Below are 15,538 nucleotides of genomic sequence, written 5' to 3'. Positions count from 1 at the left end.
TGTAACCTAAACATTTATTGGTCACAAGGTCTTCATCAGAGGTTCTGGATGAGTTCCTTCAGTGCCACCTTCAGCACGCCTTCGCGCCAGGGTGCAAACCTCGCCAGCAAGCGATCCTTTGCTTCGTTGTAAAAGAACACGAAGCCTGCTTCGGTAACAGGCACCAAGGCTGAACGAACCTGCGACTCCTCGTCGGTATCGCGAAACTCAAGGAACGGCGCGCAGATCAAACTACCGTTGAACGGCTTACCAATGCCGTGAAAGGAGAATATCAGCCGGGCGCGACGCGACCAGTTCATATTCAATGCAATCCATGATCTGTATTCGGCGGTGTCGGCGTAATAGTGCAGATGGAACTTGGCATTCTCGATAATTTGGGCGCGGAAATAGTGATCCGTCCCGCCCGATGAACGCGTGACGAAAGCGGTCCCTGATTGAAGTACTTTCTGCAAGGCAGTTGTCACACTGGGGGAAATGGCCCGTAGCCTAGCATCAAGATCGTCCTCAAGCGCTTCCGCGAGAATGAACACGCTCCGCAAGGATTTAAGCTTGTCAGCAGCGATTTTGTCGGCCGCTTTCATCAAACCGCCAAGGATCGCCGCCACATCGTCCTGTGCGAGGATCGCTTCGGAAACCGCAGTCGCCTTGCGAAACTGTGTGATTTGCAACTTGGCGATCAGGTCGATCAACGGCTTCAGTTCTCCATTGTCGGCCGCCTCCAGCGCGTCAAGATAAATCGGTTTATCGTCCCGCGTCACAACGAGCGGGAACAGTCCATCCTTGACCAGAACAAGTGACGCGATGGCGCGGGCGACCCGGCCGTTACCATCTTGGAAAGGATGGATTTGGGTAAAACGGTGGTGCAACCAAGCAGCTTGAACTTCGCTCGGCACCTTATCTTTGATCTGTTGGGCATGGATTGCCACAAGCCGATCCATCTCGGATGCCACATGTTCAGGCGCGCAATATGCAAACGTTACCCCATCTCGAACCGGATAGTTCGCCTGTTCTTTCCAGTCGCCCTTGATGAGCGGCAGTTCCACTAGATGCCCTTGCGCGTCGACGCCTTCGGTGAAGTCCTGGCTCCGAAGCAGAGCAGCATGAAGCTCTTTGATGTATGAAACGGAAAGTGCTCGCTTGCTGCTGACGAAATCGAAGACGCCGTCCAGCGCATCCTTCTGATCTCGAAGTAATTGGAGCACGTATTCGCGCGGCCTGTTTGTCGATCCGTGGCTCAACAGCTCTGCTTGGAAACCGCGCTCTATGAGAGTTTGGGTAACGCCGCGCTCGATCTCGTACAGGTTTTCGATCACGCCGGTTTCGATCGCCCATTCGCGACTTAGGCGCTCTGTGAAATCTGAAAGCTGGCTCGAGCCCTTTAACCGAGTCCGTTGGTCTGTCCAAACGGCTTTGATACCAGGAATCTCCGAGGCGCTTAGGAGATGCGGATCACTTTCGACATCGGTAATGCCGGTTTTGGGATTCCAAATCGGTTGAACGTTGCCATCGGTCATATGCGTAAAACCCGCTTGAACTAAGTCTTATCATTATTGAAGATCGACTATTGCATAGCTCCGGCACGGGCTTACCGACCTACGGAGCTTTTGTATTAGAGCTCTTCGACGTTCGCAGCACCAGCCTCGGCCTTACCGAACACTCCTAGTGTTGCCCAACCACAGACTCCAATCTGCTCATGCTCATTCACGTGCACCTAGTTTGCGACGCCTGCGTGAGAAGAGGACGAACGAGCCGGATTCTGGCGATATTTCTCGAAGATCGGCAATCATCGAAAGCTCCCCTGAATCCATTGGGAATGACTCACGCAGGCCACGAACGGAAGACCACAAAGTATTCGTTTCCTCATCTCGGAGATTTTCTTCACCGAGTTCAGGAAACCAATTACCGCGTCCTCCGTCGAAGAGATAGTCAAAGCGTGTGTCGAGTCCTCGCAATACCTGCGCACGAACCTGCTGTTTGCCCTGCGCAAGCGCGGGCCGAAATGGCGGCATTGTAGGTTTCAATTCGGGCTTAGAAGGATCGTCTATGAACCAATCAGCTTTCACTTCGGCTGAACCGGCAGCTGAATCAATGGCTTCCACTTTACCGAGCAACGCGGCGTTAGAACTCCCTGCACGGGACAGCGCTTCCATGGGCGTAGTCGGCAGTACAGAGAAAAGATGCAAATGCACTTCTGTGTCGATGGAATTCACTTCCGTGATACGCAGATCAAGTTCGAAATAGATCCGATCTCCTGGTTTCGGCATCCGTCCTGCGGGCGCCTCCGCGAAAAGGATCACCGTGCGCCGACTCTCGTCATCGCGAGGCATATCGGTAACGTCGTTGCGCAGCTGTTCAAGGTAGTCGCGAAACCATTGCGCATATGCCTCCTTGAGCGACGTGTCATATGGCACTGCTTGTTGGTAACCCTCCTCGATATGCGACCGGATGTCAGCGAAGATCGGGTCCGATAGCGCCCCTTCGAGTAGAACCCCGGCCTCGCCATTAAGGCCGCGCAGGGCGAAACCGGTCAGGTTGTGCGAGCCGACCAAAGCTGTCGCAGTTCCGTCGGGCATCTCGAAAAGGTAAATCTTGCTGTGAAGCATCGGGCGATAGCGTGCAAAGGGATGCTTCTTGCCTCCGGTTGCCCGAGTGTGTCCGAGGTGAATTCTCGCTGCGCTGGGTGGAAGCCCGGAAGCGATCAGGCCATCAAGCGCTTCGAATGCCTTGAACGTGCCGGCGCCGAGAACAAGGCGATTGATTTTGCTCGACACAGCGGTTGCGCGTAGAGCGTCCACACCGTCTGGCGTCGCGAATCCTGAGACGATCCGCGCAGTCTCGCATCCGGCTAGGCGGGCACGAACTAGCGATGCGATCTCCCTTTGCGGTTGGGTGTGTAGGAATGTTGCGGAGACACTCATTCCGCCGCCTCCATCTCGCGATCCTCGGCCGGCGCCAGCGCGTCGGCGAGCAGCGCGTTGAGCAGTTGGCGTCGGGTGGCCGCAATGGCGGTGAGGCCCGCCTCTAGCCGGTCGCAGAGCGCCATCAGCGCATTGACCTTGGCGACGATGCGATGTTGTTCCGCGAGGGGTGGGACAAAAATTTCGGCAGTCTCGACCTGCTTCGACGAAATATGGGGAACACCATTGCTGCGGCCGGGGTCTATTTGGTTGTTGAAGTGCGGTGAATTGATCCAGAGAAATAGGTATTCGTCATCGAGGCCCGGCGAGGTTTCTACGAACCTACCCACGCGTTGAAGCAGGAGAGACGGAAGATCGTCAGCACTTACATGAGCCACCTTCGTGCCCGTCACGATGAACGGACGGTCAAGCGTTAGCACTATATCGCCTTCGCTAAGCTGAAAGCGCTCGAACTCGCCAAGGCGATCTGCTGGCAGATGGACAACGTCGCTCCAGCGGATTTCGCCGTGTCCAATGTTCGCATTGCGGAGCAGGCGAACGCCTTCTTTCGAGAACCAACTGCTCTTGAAGGCGTAGCCATTTTGAAGCGTTCGATAATCGCCAACGGAAGCGGCCTTGGCCGTAGTGCCCTCGAACAGCTTGCCGCGTACGGCGAGGTTGAGGATGGTCTGGCGCAGGGCCTTAATCTGGTCGGGGCGCGTGGTCAGCGTCGGCAGCGCATCGAGGGCGAAGCGGGCGTCGGGTTGGAAAGTCTCGGGATCGGGCGCGTTGAGGCGGGCGAGGCTCGCCGCCGCCAGCCGGTCGCGCGCCGCTTCGCGGCCCGCCCGCGCCACCTCCAAGCGGTCGCACAGGCCCGTCAACTCAACGACTTTGGAGATGATACGGTGCTGCTCAGCGAGAGGTGGGAGCGGAATGAGAAGCGCTTCCAGCCTTCCTTTCGTAATGTGCTGAAGGCCGACGCCACCGTGCGCCTTAGCAATCATCTCGTCTAGCCGGCCGTTGATCGCGAGGCGAAGGAACGCCGCGATAAATGCCTTCGTCTTGAAGTCGCAGCGAAAGATGTGCTGGTTCAGAACGGCTGGCCCGCGATTCCAGACGAAGGCACCGAATGATGTTCCGGGCGTTCCCGACCAGCTTATCAGGAATGATCCGTTGTCGATGAGTGACCGGTCGCGGGCCATCTCGGGATTGCAGAAGTTGAACGGCGCGTCTGGATTGTTCAGGTTTTGGATTCGGACAATTCGCAATCCCTGTTTTGACCAATCGGTCGGTTTGAAGGCCATGCCGTTAAGAAGATCAAACTGGTCGCCGATCTCGATCCACTTCCAATTGCCCGGCAATTCAAACGGTGCAGCCGGATCGGTTGGCTTTCTGAAACCCTTCGCAGCTTCTTCGCTGGAGTCTTGCGGCACCAGCTTGCCACGCACCGCCAGATCGAGAATGAAGCGCCGCAGCCGTGCAATCGCGTCAGGCGCGTCGGCAATCCGTTCGTAGTGCGCCAGCAGGCGATCCGCGTTCATCGGGCCAGCGCCTCGGTGAGGATCGCCTTCAATTGATCCCGCAAGCCCGCCGTCTCGGCCTCGGCGCGGGCCAAGTCCGCGAGCAGCGTTTCCGGGTCGCCATGATCGTCAGCCACCGCATGCGGGTTTTTGATGTCGAGATTGTAGCCGCGCGCCTTCACCTCATCTGCGGTGACGCGCCATGCCTGCGGCGTCTCCTGGCGGCCTTTCCGCTCCTTGCCGCCCCACCAGTCGATACAGGACTGAAAATGCTCCAGCCGGATCGGCTTGGTCATCGAATAGGCTTTCTGGCCTTCCGGCACGCGATGCTCATAGAACCAAATGTCTTTCGTCGGTGCGCCCTTCTCGAAAAACAGCAGATTGGTGCCGATCGAGGCATACGGTTTGAACACCGAATTGGGCAGGCGGACGATGGTGTGGAGGTTGCACTCCTCCATCAGATGTTCCTTAAGCCGCGTCTTGATGCCCTCGCCGAATAAAGTGCCATCGGGCAGCACGACGGCGGCGCGGCCATCCTGCTTCAGGAGCCGAACGATCAGCGCCAGGAACAGGTCGGCGGTTTCCTTGGTGCGGAAGGCCGGGAAATTGTTCTCGATGCCGTCTTCCTCGCGCCCGCCGAAGGGCGGATTGGTGACGACGATATCGACGCGCTCGTCCTTGCTCCACGAAATCAGCGGCCGGGCCAGCGTGTTGTCGTGGCGCACGAAGCTCGGGTCCTCGATGCCGTGCAGCAGCATGTTGGTGACGCAGAGCATGTGCGGAAGCTGCTTCTTCTCCACCGCGCGCAAGGCACCCTGCATCGTCTCGCGCTGCTTGGGCGTGCGGACATAGCCCTTGGCTTCCATGTGGCGGATGGCGCAGGTCAGAAACCCGCCCGTGCCGCAGGCCGGATCGAACAGGATTTCGCCTGGATGCGGGTCAATGCGATCAACCATGAATGCGGTCACGGCGCGGGGCGTATAATATTCGCCAGCGTTGCCGGCCGATTGCAGGTCGTTGAGCAACTGCTCGTAGAACTCGCCGAAATGCCGGCGCTCGTCGAGATTGTTGAAATCGACCTGATTGATCTTGTTGACTACCTGCCGCAGCAACTGGCCGGATTTCATATAGTTGTAGGCGTCCTCGAACACGTCGCGCACCACGCGGCGGCGGTCGCCGGGCGTGGCGGATACAGCCATGCCCTTCAGCTCCGGAAACAGCTCGTCGTTGACGAAATCGAGCAGCGCCTGCCCGGTGATGCCTTCCGGGTCCGCCGCCCAGTTGCGCCACTGGAAGCGCTCTGGGATCGGCGAGCGGTAGCCGTCCTTGGTCAGTTCGAGTTCCTGATCCTGATCGTCGATAATCTTGAGGAAGAACAGCCATGTGAGCTGGCTAATGCGCTGCGCATCGCCATCGACGCCCACGTCCTGGCGCATGATGTCTTGAATGGATTTGACGGTGGTGCGGACGATCATGTTTCCAGGTTCTCCATGTCGGCGTAGAACGCCGCTTCGATATCCGCGATGAACCAAACGCCGTCCTGGCGAAAGGGATTATGCACGCCGGCATTCGCAAGTTGCGCGGCTGCATTGTGGCAAGCCGTATTGAGTTGCCCATAGCCGACTGCGCTTAACGGAAAACCAGTGTGTTGGCTGATGATCCGATCCAGAATGGCGGCGGATTGTGGTGCCATGAATCTCAAGAACTTCGATGCGAAGGCCGGACGGCCGAGGCCATTTAGTGCATTGACCTGTCCGAGTGCCTCCACGACGTTTCCTTCTCCAAGCTGATCCCGAGCACCGACAAATGCCTGGCGAATTGCCTCGGGCTCGTTGCTGTTCCGCACTCTAGCGGCAATGCCGTAGTATCCGCCCCATCGGCAGACCTGGCGAAGAAATCTCAGCAAAGCGGCTTGTGGAAACTCGGCTTGCGCAAGCCGCGCCGCGACGTGCTCCAGCACTTCAGTGTCGGGATATTCAAGTCGATGCCGCCGGATACGATCCGGAAAGAGCTGGTCCGCAAGCTCGTATGTTCCGAGATGGGCCATCTCACCCCTTCTCCTGATAAAGCGCGTCCTGCATCTCGTGGACGGCCTTCTCAAAACCCTGCTTGCCACCGAACGCCTTGATAAGTTGCACGACGCTGCCCATCGCGGTGAAGGGCATCACTTTCAGCACGTTAGCGTCGCCGAGATTGAGCATTCCCTCATCGCGATACTTTTCCAGAAGCGCATCGAGCACAGCACGGGCCTGCGGCCCGTATTTCGTGAACACATCGCGCTTCTTCACGTTTTCGGCCCGCTCGCGGCGGGTCAGCGGCTTCCTGTCGAAGGCGACATGGCAGATCAGATCGAAAGGGTCGAGACCCTTTCCCAGTTCATCGGCGATGGCGTCGAGCGGCAAGCCCTCGGCTTCCAGTTCCTCGATGATCGCCTGCTTGCGCTCCGCCGATTTCCAGCGCTTGAGGAAATCGTCGAGGCTGGCGAAGCGCTTCTTCAGTGCCGTCTTGGTGAAGTCGCGCAGGGATTCGGTGACGAGCTTGCCGTTCTCGTCGAGATATTCGACACGCTCGGCGATGATACGGGCGCCGACGCCATCGACATAAGTCTTGCGGATCGGATCGCCGGGCAGGAACGGCAAGCCCGGCTGATCGACCACGGTTTCATCCGCGCCGGGTGTGGGCGAGACCACGTCGTCGCCGGTGGGCGGCGCGTCATCGGGCGGTGTGATCGGATCGCCGTCGCCGGGCGTGTAAATCTGCACCGGATCGCCGTCGAAATCCGGGTCGGCGAAATGGCTCGTCGCGCCACGAAAATCAATCAGCGTGAAAAAGAACTTCTTGGTGTCCTCGTGCACGCGGGTTCCGCGCCCGACAATCTGCTTGAACTCGGTCATCGAGCCGACCGCGCGATCAAGCACGATCAGCCGGCAGGTCTGCGCATCGACGCCGGTCGAGAGAAGCCGCGAGGTTGTCACCAGCACGGGATATTTCGATTCCGGGTCGATGAAGTTGCCGAGCTGGTCCTGACCTTCCTTGTCGCTGCCGGTGATGCGCATGACATAGCGCTGGTTTACGGCGACCAGATCGGCGTTCTCGTTGACGAGCGCCTGCCGCATCCGCGCCGCGTGCTCCTGATCGACGCAGAACACGATGGTCTTCTGGAAGCGGTCGCCGCTCTCCTTCAGGAACTCGGTGATCTTTTTCGCGGTCAGCACCGTGCGGTCGTCGAGCACGATGTGGCGGTCGAAATCCTTGGCGTTATAGATGCGGTCCTCGACCTCGTTGCCGTCGCGGTCGAGTTGGCCGAGTTCCGGGCGATAGCCTTCCACGTCGCGGTCGATGTGGACCTTGATGACCTTGTAGGGCGCCAAGAACCCGTCGCTGATGCCCTGCTTCAGCGAATAGGTGAAGACCGGCTCGCCGAAATAATCGCTGTTGGAGACGTATTCGGTTTCCTTCGGCGTGGCGGTGAGGCCGATCTGCGTCGCACCCGAGAAATGATCGAGGATTTCGCGCCAGGCCGAATCCTCGGCTGCGCTGCCGCGATGGCATTCGTCAATCACGATCAGGTCGAAGAAGCCCGGCGAGAACTCGCGATAGAGCTTCTGCCGATCCTCTGGCCCGGTGATCGCCTGATAGAGCCCGAGATAGATCTCGAAGGCGGTGTCGATGCGGCGCTTGTTGTCGAGCGCCAGCGTGAGATCGATCTTTGTGCCATCCTGCCGTTCGATGACCTTGGCGTTGGTCGAAAGCTTCGCCATCGCCGCGCCGAACGGGCGAAAATCGTTCACCATCGTCTGGTCGATCAGCACATTGCGGTCGGCGAGGAACAGGATGCGCTTCTTGCGGCCCGCCTTCCATAGGCGCCAGATGATCTGGAATGCCGTGTAAGTCTTGCCCGTGCCGGTCGCCATGACCAGCAGCACCCGGTCGCGACCCTTGGCGATGGCCTCGATCGCGGCGTTGACGGCGTTTACCTGATAATATCGCGGGGCCTTGCCGCTGCCGTCGTCGAAATAGTTCTGAAGCACGATCTGCTCGGCTTCCGCGTCAAAGCCCTTCCAGGCGCGAAAGCGCGTCCACAGATTGGCAGGAGACGGGAAAGCGTCGAGGCCGAGATTCGCCTCGATAGGAACGCTCTGGCCGGTGCGGTCGTGGAACACGAAGCCGTCGCCGTTCGAGGAGAACACGAAGGGGATATTGAGCGCTGCCGCGTAGTCGAGGCCTTGCTGCATGCCGTCGCCGACGCTGTGATTGTTGTCCTTGGCCTCGATCAGCGCGATCGGAATGTTGGGCTTGTAGTAGAGAACGAGGTCAGCCTTCTTGGCTTTGCCGCGTGTCACCAGCTTGCCACGCACAATGATCCGGCCTTTGGTGAAATAAACCTCCTCGCGAACCTGCACCATCTCGTCCCAGCCTGCGCGCTTGACGGCGGGTAGGATGAACTTCGTGCAGATATCGCGTTCGGTCAGGTCCCGCTTATTCATCTGCTGACCAAACTTTTCTCGGCTGGATCATTTTGTTGCGACCGATTCCCAGCTACGTGTTTCACACAGATAACGTAGGCAGGCAATGCGCCCAACTTTCCTAGTATTGAGTACCGAACCTATCTCTGAGTTTCGGAAGCAGAATAAAACCCTCATTTCTGCCGGCGAGGACCTTCTTTGGCTTGAATGGCAACTGATCTCGATCGTTCTACTGGCTGGCGACGTATTCGCTCCAACCGCCCGTCTAGCCCTTCAGGAGTTACATTCCTACCACAGAGAAGCCTGCCTGCTGGCAATGCGAAAAAGCCCGAATGTCGGCCTCGCCATGACAAGGATGGCTTGTGAATTATCCCGCGACCTGATTTTGCTTATATTAGATAAGGATATGGATGCGCTTTGGCACAATAGAGAAGCGGACAGCAAGAGGTACAGGCAGGAATTTCGGTTTGACCGTATTGAGGGCGTTTTTGCCGATAAATTCTACGAGCTTTATAAGCTGTCGAGCCGTTTCGGTGTTCACGGCCACACAAATTTATTGCAAACACCGAACCTAGGTTCCAAGTCATCGTTAGGCGACCACCTTACAGTACAAATAGACGGCAATTTCGTATTGTCGTCGTATGTCCTAGCACTGCGCTCCATCGAAATGTTTCTTCATTCCTTTCTCCACCACTTAGGATTGCATCTGCCGGTGTCGAACAATGCGTTACGTCGAGACCTAAGTATTGTCGTAGAGCAACTTAATGCAATACACGTTCCGGCAGACATGCCAAAGGCGCGTGGCAAGGATTTGCACTAGGGTTCCTGTGAATGCCAGGCGACTAATCATTATCGTCCACCTCGTCGACCAGACCCTTCATGTCTCGCAACAGCGCCATCAACTCCCGCCGTTCGGCGATGGCCTCGGCGGCATAGCGGCCATGCCTCACCGCGTTTCTATTGCTCCTGGGCGCGCCCGGCGCGTTGCCGCCGTGCATCCGGCAGCGGCCGTTCGCCATCGCGGGTGACTGGCACGGCGTCCCGGCTCGCGTCCGGGCAAGGCACCGCGGGCTCTGGTGCATGGGTAATCTGCTTTGCATGGGGTTGTTCCTCAAGATTGTTGCGAACCCCACCCCCCGGTTGACCGGGTGGCTTGGTGACCATGCCGACCACCGCTTGCCCGCCCGCATGGACGTGGACGTGCTCGACCGTGACCTTCTGTTGACCCTTGCCGCGATGGCGGTTGAGCGCTTCGAGCAGCGTAGTAAATGTGCGGGAGAGCTTGTTCGCTTGGGCGAGGTTTTCACGTCGGCCCTCGAAGGTCTGTTCGCCAATCATGGCGCGCCGGTAACACTCCATCGCGGAGCTGTGGGCGGCGATCAACTGCGCAGCCATCATGCCTTCGAGTTCGTCTTTCGGGCCGATTCCCGTCAGCGCCGCGATGGTGGCGTTTAATTGCTTGTCGCGCTCTTCCGGGCTTGAGTTCTTCATCCAAAGCGCCTGCATGGCTTGATTGGCGAGAACGTTGTTCCAGCGATCCGATTGCGATCCACCGAGGTCTTTGAGTCTTCCCTTTTGATCCTCCGGATCGTCGGCGACGATGGTTGTCGCCTTGGCGGCGGGCGCAGTTTTCTTGGTGGTCATGGCTCTGTCCTCGTTGGGGCAATTCCGAACGCCGCGAGCGCGGCCATACCTTCGGCCTTCCGGCTAGTGTGCCAGCCGACCAGCAGCGCGAATGCAGCCAAACATGGCCGGCCGGTTCGGTGCCGAAGGGAAGCAGCTTGTCGTGGGCATGTTCGCTTAGGCAGCGGCCGGGCGGCGAGCGCACCGGATTGCGGTTCAGCCATTCGGCGATGCAGCAGGCCAACGCGCGGGCCTCGGCGGACGCGCGCGGGAGCCCTCCATCGAACTCGGCGATGCCGGCGCGCTCATCAAAGAACGCCAACCAGTCTTCGCCCGACCAGCCGTCGCTGCCGGTGCGCAGCAATGCGACCACGCCGGCCTTGTGACGCGAAAGCCGGTCCAGCACGGCCGCAGGTGGCTCGGCGTCGGAGTCGAGCATGAGGGCGTCGCCATCGATGCCGATCCGAATGCCCGTATCGCGCGCTGCCTTCAGGGCTTGGAAGGCGCTCATAGCCGCGCTCTCCAGCCTGCATTTTCAGGCGTGGATTGGCGCGGGTGCATTGCGTCCGCACCGTCCGCACCGGCCTCGGCGTTGGACGTCAACAGGTTGGCGCGGACGGTTGCGCCGGTCTCGCCCGCTGAACCGTCCGCGACGGCGGCGACCGTCCGCAAGCCCGGCGATGCGAAGCCATTGCCGGAACTGACCTTCGGCCAATCGGCGGGCGGTGCGGACGATGCGGACGGTCGCGCCCCGCCGGTTTCTGGCGACGCCGGTTTGCCGTTCGTGGTGATATGGATCATCCGTGTCCGCGCCCGGCCTTCGCGCTCGAACCCGATGTCGATGCCGATCTTGCGCAGGAAAGTCGCCCCACGGCGCAGCCGGCCTGCCAGCGCCCGAGGGCTATCGGGCCAGGTCTTCGATTTCGCGACGCGCTCGCCCGCCAGTTCGGCTAGGGCGCACAGAAGCTCTGAGGCCGTTCCCGTCCACTCCGTCCGCGCCTGCACCAAAGCCCGTACGGCCGCAGCGATCGAATCGGCCTCGATGACGCCCTCCACCGCTTCGTCGCGGTTGCCGCAATAGGCCGACCAGAACGTGCCTGAAGGCCACAGCGCGGTTTCGCAAGCCGTCGCCCACAAGGCGAAGTCTGCCATGCGCGGCAGCTTGTCGAGCCGGGTCGCGGGCAATTCGACTAGGCCCTTCGCCACTGCGTCGAGCAGCACGCCGAGGATGCGCGAGCGCTCGGCCTCGAACGCGGCCCACAATTCCCGTTCGGTGCGCCGGCGTTCCTCGGGGATCGCCTCCAGTGTGAGGAACACGGCGCGATCGGCCAGATCGGGCCTTGTGACGATATCCTCAATCCCGTTCAGGATCACCGGCCGGGCGGCGTCGAACAGCACTTCATCCTGATCGGAATAAAGCTGGCGCACCGCAAATCCGCCGCCCGTGGCGAGACGGCAAAGCGTGTCCGATATCCAGGCCGGGAGGCCCGACACATTGTCGAAGGCGAGCACATGGCCGTTGGTGGCGGCGATGAACAGATCACGATCCTCGCGCGGCAATGCCCGCAACGGCGCGGTGTTCGGATCGAGCAGCGCCCGCAGGATCGCCGAGAACGTGGACTTGGCCGAACCCTGTTCGCCCGACAACACAATCACCGGATAGGGACCGCGATTGCGCAGTGACGCGAGCGCCCAAGCGACCACCAGCACGAAATCGGCGTCGGTCTGCACGTTAAGAAACGAGCGCAGCATGGCGATCGATCCGCCGCGCACAGGAATCGGCATCGGCTTCATGCCGGCAGCACGGCGGAAACGAACGGGCGGGTGGTCGATGACGCGCCAGCCGGTAGCGTCGATCTCCACCGCCCGCCAGGTGTCGTCGCCGAGGTCAAGATAGAGCCGGTCATCGAGCCCGCCGACACGAATATGGACCGGCCGTTCCGGCCCGTCGAAATGCGCCTTGGCCTCGATCACGTTCAGCGCCGATTGCAACGCTTCCGAACTCGGCGCGCCGCCCGTCTCCTCGAAGAAGCGTCGGGAAAGCCAGCGGCGAAATCCCTTAGTGCGGATCGGCCAGGTTTCGCGATGGCCGTTGATGTCGAGGTCAGCGAAACTGGCGCCGTCGGGTGTGTGGAATACCTCGGCTGTTTGGGCGAGGCCTATCAGGATATCGGCCTGCGTTGGCCCGCGCCCGCCTGGCGTCCCGTTCTCCTCGGCGATGGCCTCATCGAGCGCGGTGACGCGGCAGCCGGCCTTCTTTAGTTGCGACCGCAGTGCTTCGAAGGCGGCGCGGTTGTCCTGCCTGAGTGCCGCTAGCGCCTCCAGCGCCGCATGCATGAAAGGCGCGCCAGGGTCAGCGGCTGTCTTCTCGGCCAATCCCGCGAGCGGATCGGGCAGGTCTTCGGCGGCGTCGATGGCGGTGAGGATCTGCTTTTCAGGTTCGACGGTGGCGTCGGGGTTCATTGCGCTCCCTCCGTGAAAGAGGGATTGCGGGCCTTGAGCAGATCGTTGAAATCCATCCCTCGCGGCGGCCGGGCGATCCGAATACGCCGGCCTTCGCGCTTCCAGCGTCGCGCACAATCCTGCGCAGCCGCTTCGCCGGGTTCGTCGCCATCGGCGAGAATGATGACGTCGCGAACGGCCGGCGGTAGATCGAGGGATCGCAGGCCCGATGTTGACAGCGCCGCCCAGGCGGCGTTTCCGGTCGCCTGCATGGCCGCCAGACAGGTCTCGATCCCTTCGCCGACCATCAGCACGGGGCCAAGCTCGCCAAGACGGACTGCACCGCCACGACAAGGCCCAAGCATCATCTTGGCCGGATCGACTGGCGCCTTTCCATTGCGGTCGCGGGCAAGAAAGGTTCTGTGGACGGCGATCTCTGATTCGGTAACGCCGTGCGTCACCAGCGCCACCATCGCGGGCCAGACGCCACCCGAACGATGCTTCAAGCCGGCGTGAAAGCGAAGGCTGGCCGGGACCGACAGTACCAGATCGCGCGAGCGCAGGTAGGTTTCGATCGGCGTTCCATCGGCCAGCTGCGATGCCTGCCAGATCGCCAATGCCGCTTCGGTTCGCTTTAGCACGTCGGGATCTTCGGGAACGCGGCGATCGGTCGGCGAACGGAACCGCGTGGCATGACGCGTTCTGGACTCCCATGCGCCGATTGCGCGAAGCGCCGCGATCACGTCGCGCTGGTCGCAGCCCGCGTGGCAGCACACCAGTATCTTGCCGTCCTTGCCCGCACTAATCGAAAGGCTCGGACTCCGATCGTCATGTACCGGGCAGCGGGCCATCCATGTCGCTCCGACGCGATGCCCGCCGAGTGCCCTGGCGATGGTTTCAGCGGTCATGGCGCGCCTCGCCATCGTTCGGCTTGGCGGGTGCAGCGGCGTCATTGGCGGCAGCAAGCCTCTCGGCTCGCGACCATTCGGCGAGCACGCCGAAGAAGCCGGTGACGTTGTGCATGATCTGGCGGGCGTCCTCGTCGGTGAGGTCGCGCCCGATGCGCGGTTGCCAGACTTGCCGAGTGCGGGCGATCTGCTTGCCCATGTCATTGTCGTTAGCAGCGTCGAGACATTTCATCGAAGACCTCACGGGCGGTTCCGCCGCTCCGTGCTCCTGGCCTCCGGTCTCGGATTCCCACCGATGACACTGGACCCAAAAGGGATTTGCATCTTCAGTCGTCCCCGTCTCAGGGATCGCCGGTCGGTATCAGGGCTTGGGCCGCTTCAGCGCGGCACCTCGTTCTTGGGGATCGTGAACTTGTGGCTCTTGCCTGCGCGGATCACGAGCTGGCGCTTGCCCCGTTGGCGATCTCGCAGGCGATGGAAAAGTCGAAGAAGCCGTGCTTCAGGCCGTCGACGACGAGCCCTTCGAGCCGGTCGAGGGCTTCGCGGACCTGCCCGCTCTTGGCGCGCTGGAACGGTGGCGTGTCTTGCGGTTCAGCCATTGTGCAGCAATCCCTTCATGTCCTTGATGGTGGCGGCGAAGGCGAGCGGCCGAACGCTGGTCGCGTCGCCATAGAAGCCAATCACGTCAGCGCGCCGTGTGGCGCGATCCCGGAAGACGAACACCTTCCGTCGGCCCTCGTCGCGCAGGTTCATCAGCTCGTAGCCGGCGCAGCGCAGGAAGCAGGCGAGATAGAAGTCGCGCGTCTCGAACGCGGCGTCTGCCGGGTTCGGCTGGTCGCGGATCGTTTGTTCAGTTGACACCTTACGATCTCCTCAAAACAATGGGTTCATACGCCGTCTGACAGGAGCCGCTGAAGCGGCACCGCCCGATGCAGCAGCCCGAGCTTTTCGAGCCTGATGCGCATGGCGATCGGCGAGACAAGGAACTTTTCGGCAAAGGGCTTGGCGAAGCTTTCCAGCGCCTGATCGTCACTTTCGGTGACGGCGGCGCCGGCAATGCGGCTATCGAATCGCGCGATCTCGACGAAGGGATGGTCGATCGGTTCGGACGGCAGCAGCACCCGTTGCTTGCGGTCAGGAAATGCTTCGTCCCAGGCGGCGAAAACCAGCTTGCGCGGCATCAGCACGCAAGAGGCATATAGGTCGGCCTGCAATTCGATACGTGCCTTGGCCTGGCTGGTCCGGCAGATCACGCTCGGCGGCACGTTGGGATCGAGGAGCGAGGTCTGCGCGGGGTCCTTGCCGAACAGATGACGATGCAGGCGCCAATGCCCGCCGCCTTCGTGCGCGAGCGTGAAGCGATAGCGTCCTTCCTTGGCCGGATAGGCATCGGGATCGAGGCTCTCGTCGATCACGATGCGCTTCTGGTCGAAGTAGATCGCGCCCAGGATATCGGGATCGAACCCGATCCCCGAACGCGGAACGCCGAACAGCCGGTGCATGTCGTCGAACTCGATACCGATCTTCAGGTGCTTCTCCACGATGTCGTCGATCGGGATCGGCGCTTCGATCGTGACGCCACGCGTATGGGCATATTCGGCCAAGAGCGCCTGCGCGTCCTTTTCGATCGCCTCGTCGGGCACATAGGAAACGAACTTGGTCATTGATCGCCGATCCTCATC

15 protein-coding genes and 1 pseudogene are annotated in these 15,538 nt (G+C 60.6%); 2 read left to right on the top strand and 14 right to left on the bottom strand.

The genetic code is table 11. The annotated features are described in order from the left end of the window. Window positions 1-35: 35 nt before the first annotated feature. The 6 genes from ACFFNA_RS38195 to hsdR all read right to left on the bottom strand — a co-directional run bounded on the left by ACFFNA_RS38195 (window position 36) and on the right by hsdR (window position 8,904). On the bottom strand, window positions 36-1,514 hold the full coding sequence (locus tag ACFFNA_RS38195; protein WP_378925344.1) for a Fic family protein: 1,479 nt from the start codon (window positions 1,512-1,514) through the stop codon (window positions 36-38). Between the two features lie 183 nt (window positions 1,515-1,697). Continuing rightward, window positions 1,698-2,918 (bottom strand): phospholipase D family protein, encoded by a 1,221-nt coding sequence (locus ACFFNA_RS38190; protein WP_378925342.1) that lies wholly within the window; start codon window positions 2,916-2,918, stop codon window positions 1,698-1,700. Beyond that, window positions 2,915-4,438, bottom strand: coding sequence for a restriction endonuclease subunit S (locus tag ACFFNA_RS38185; RefSeq protein WP_378925340.1), 1,524 nt, complete (start codon window positions 4,436-4,438; stop codon window positions 2,915-2,917). The genes ACFFNA_RS38190 and ACFFNA_RS38185 overlap by 4 nt, the downstream gene beginning before the upstream one ends. Then, window positions 4,435-5,892, bottom strand: coding sequence for a type I restriction-modification system subunit M (locus ACFFNA_RS38180; RefSeq protein WP_378925339.1), 1,458 nt, complete (start codon window positions 5,890-5,892; stop codon window positions 4,435-4,437). Before ACFFNA_RS38180 ends, ACFFNA_RS38185 begins: the two co-directional genes overlap by 4 nt. Continuing rightward, the gene (locus ACFFNA_RS38175; protein ID WP_378925337.1) at window positions 5,889-6,464 is read right to left on the bottom strand and encodes a hypothetical protein; all 576 of its coding nucleotides are present in this window, start codon (window positions 6,462-6,464) and stop codon (window positions 5,889-5,891) included. The genes ACFFNA_RS38180 and ACFFNA_RS38175 overlap by 4 nt, the downstream gene beginning before the upstream one ends. Window position 6,465: 1 nt before the next feature. After that, window positions 6,466-8,904 carry an EcoAI/FtnUII family type I restriction enzme subunit R gene (hsdR, locus tag ACFFNA_RS38170; RefSeq protein WP_378925335.1) on the bottom strand — a complete coding sequence of 813 codons (2,439 nt, stop codon included), beginning with the start codon at window positions 8,902-8,904 and terminating at the stop codon, window positions 6,466-6,468. An 85-nt stretch (window positions 8,905-8,989) separates the two neighbouring features. On the opposite strand from hsdR, the gene ACFFNA_RS38165 reads away from it, so the two are divergent. Then, a complete protein-coding gene (locus ACFFNA_RS38165) occupies window positions 8,990-9,703 on the top strand; it encodes a hypothetical protein (RefSeq protein WP_378925333.1) in 714 nt (237 codons plus the stop codon). Between the two features lie 22 nt (window positions 9,704-9,725). Here ACFFNA_RS38165 and ACFFNA_RS38160 read toward each other — a convergent pair. After that, a pseudogene (locus ACFFNA_RS38160) lies at window positions 9,726-9,905 on the bottom strand (HGGxSTG domain-containing protein); the annotation flags it as partial. Then, window positions 9,841-10,527: a hypothetical protein gene (locus tag ACFFNA_RS38155; protein WP_378925332.1), complete on the bottom strand. Its 687-nt coding sequence runs from the start codon at window positions 10,525-10,527 to the stop codon at window positions 9,841-9,843. The pseudogene ACFFNA_RS38160 and the gene ACFFNA_RS38155, both read right to left, overlap by 65 nt. A 137-nt stretch (window positions 10,528-10,664) precedes the next feature. Here ACFFNA_RS38155 and ACFFNA_RS38150 point away from each other — a divergent pair, with 137 nt between their 5' ends. Then, window positions 10,665-10,892 carry a hypothetical protein gene (locus ACFFNA_RS38150; protein WP_378925330.1) on the top strand — a complete coding sequence of 76 codons (228 nt, stop codon included), beginning with the start codon at window positions 10,665-10,667 and terminating at the stop codon, window positions 10,890-10,892. Window positions 10,893-11,013: 121 nt separating this feature from the next. On the opposite strand, the gene ACFFNA_RS38145 is transcribed toward ACFFNA_RS38150, so the two are convergent. The 6 genes from ACFFNA_RS38145 to ACFFNA_RS38120 all read right to left on the bottom strand — a co-directional run bounded on the left by ACFFNA_RS38145 (window position 11,014) and on the right by ACFFNA_RS38120 (window position 15,520). Beyond that, window positions 11,014-12,969: an AICE element replication initiation protein gene (locus ACFFNA_RS38145; RefSeq protein ID WP_378925328.1), complete on the bottom strand. Its 1,956-nt coding sequence runs from the start codon at window positions 12,967-12,969 to the stop codon at window positions 11,014-11,016. Continuing rightward, on the bottom strand, window positions 12,966-13,856 hold the full coding sequence (locus tag ACFFNA_RS38140) for a DUF7146 domain-containing protein (protein WP_378925326.1): 891 nt from the start codon (window positions 13,854-13,856) through the stop codon (window positions 12,966-12,968). Before ACFFNA_RS38140 ends, ACFFNA_RS38145 begins: the two co-directional genes overlap by 4 nt. After that, on the bottom strand, window positions 13,846-14,088 hold the full coding sequence (locus ACFFNA_RS38135; RefSeq protein ID WP_378925324.1) for a hypothetical protein: 243 nt from the start codon (window positions 14,086-14,088) through the stop codon (window positions 13,846-13,848). Before ACFFNA_RS38135 ends, ACFFNA_RS38140 begins: the two co-directional genes overlap by 11 nt. 202 nt (window positions 14,089-14,290) lie before the next feature. Further along, window positions 14,291-14,455, bottom strand: coding sequence for a hypothetical protein (locus ACFFNA_RS38130; RefSeq protein WP_378925322.1), 165 nt, complete (start codon window positions 14,453-14,455; stop codon window positions 14,291-14,293). Next, window positions 14,448-14,717, bottom strand: a complete 270-nt coding sequence (locus ACFFNA_RS38125; protein WP_378925320.1) for a DUF5659 domain-containing protein — start codon at window positions 14,715-14,717, stop codon at window positions 14,448-14,450. Before ACFFNA_RS38125 ends, ACFFNA_RS38130 begins: the two co-directional genes overlap by 8 nt. A 26-nt stretch (window positions 14,718-14,743) precedes the next feature. Continuing rightward, the gene (locus ACFFNA_RS38120) at window positions 14,744-15,520 is read right to left on the bottom strand and encodes an ImmA/IrrE family metallo-endopeptidase (protein WP_378925318.1); all 777 of its coding nucleotides are present in this window, start codon (window positions 15,518-15,520) and stop codon (window positions 14,744-14,746) included. Window positions 15,521-15,538 lie beyond the last annotated feature (18 nt).

The sequence above is a fragment of the Mesorhizobium kowhaii genome (assembly GCF_042431665.1).
Taxonomy (GTDB): Bacteria; Pseudomonadota; Alphaproteobacteria; order Rhizobiales; family Rhizobiaceae; genus Mesorhizobium; species Mesorhizobium kowhaii.
Note: the sequence above shows the minus strand (reverse complement) of the source record. Positions and strands in the feature narration are given on the sequence as shown.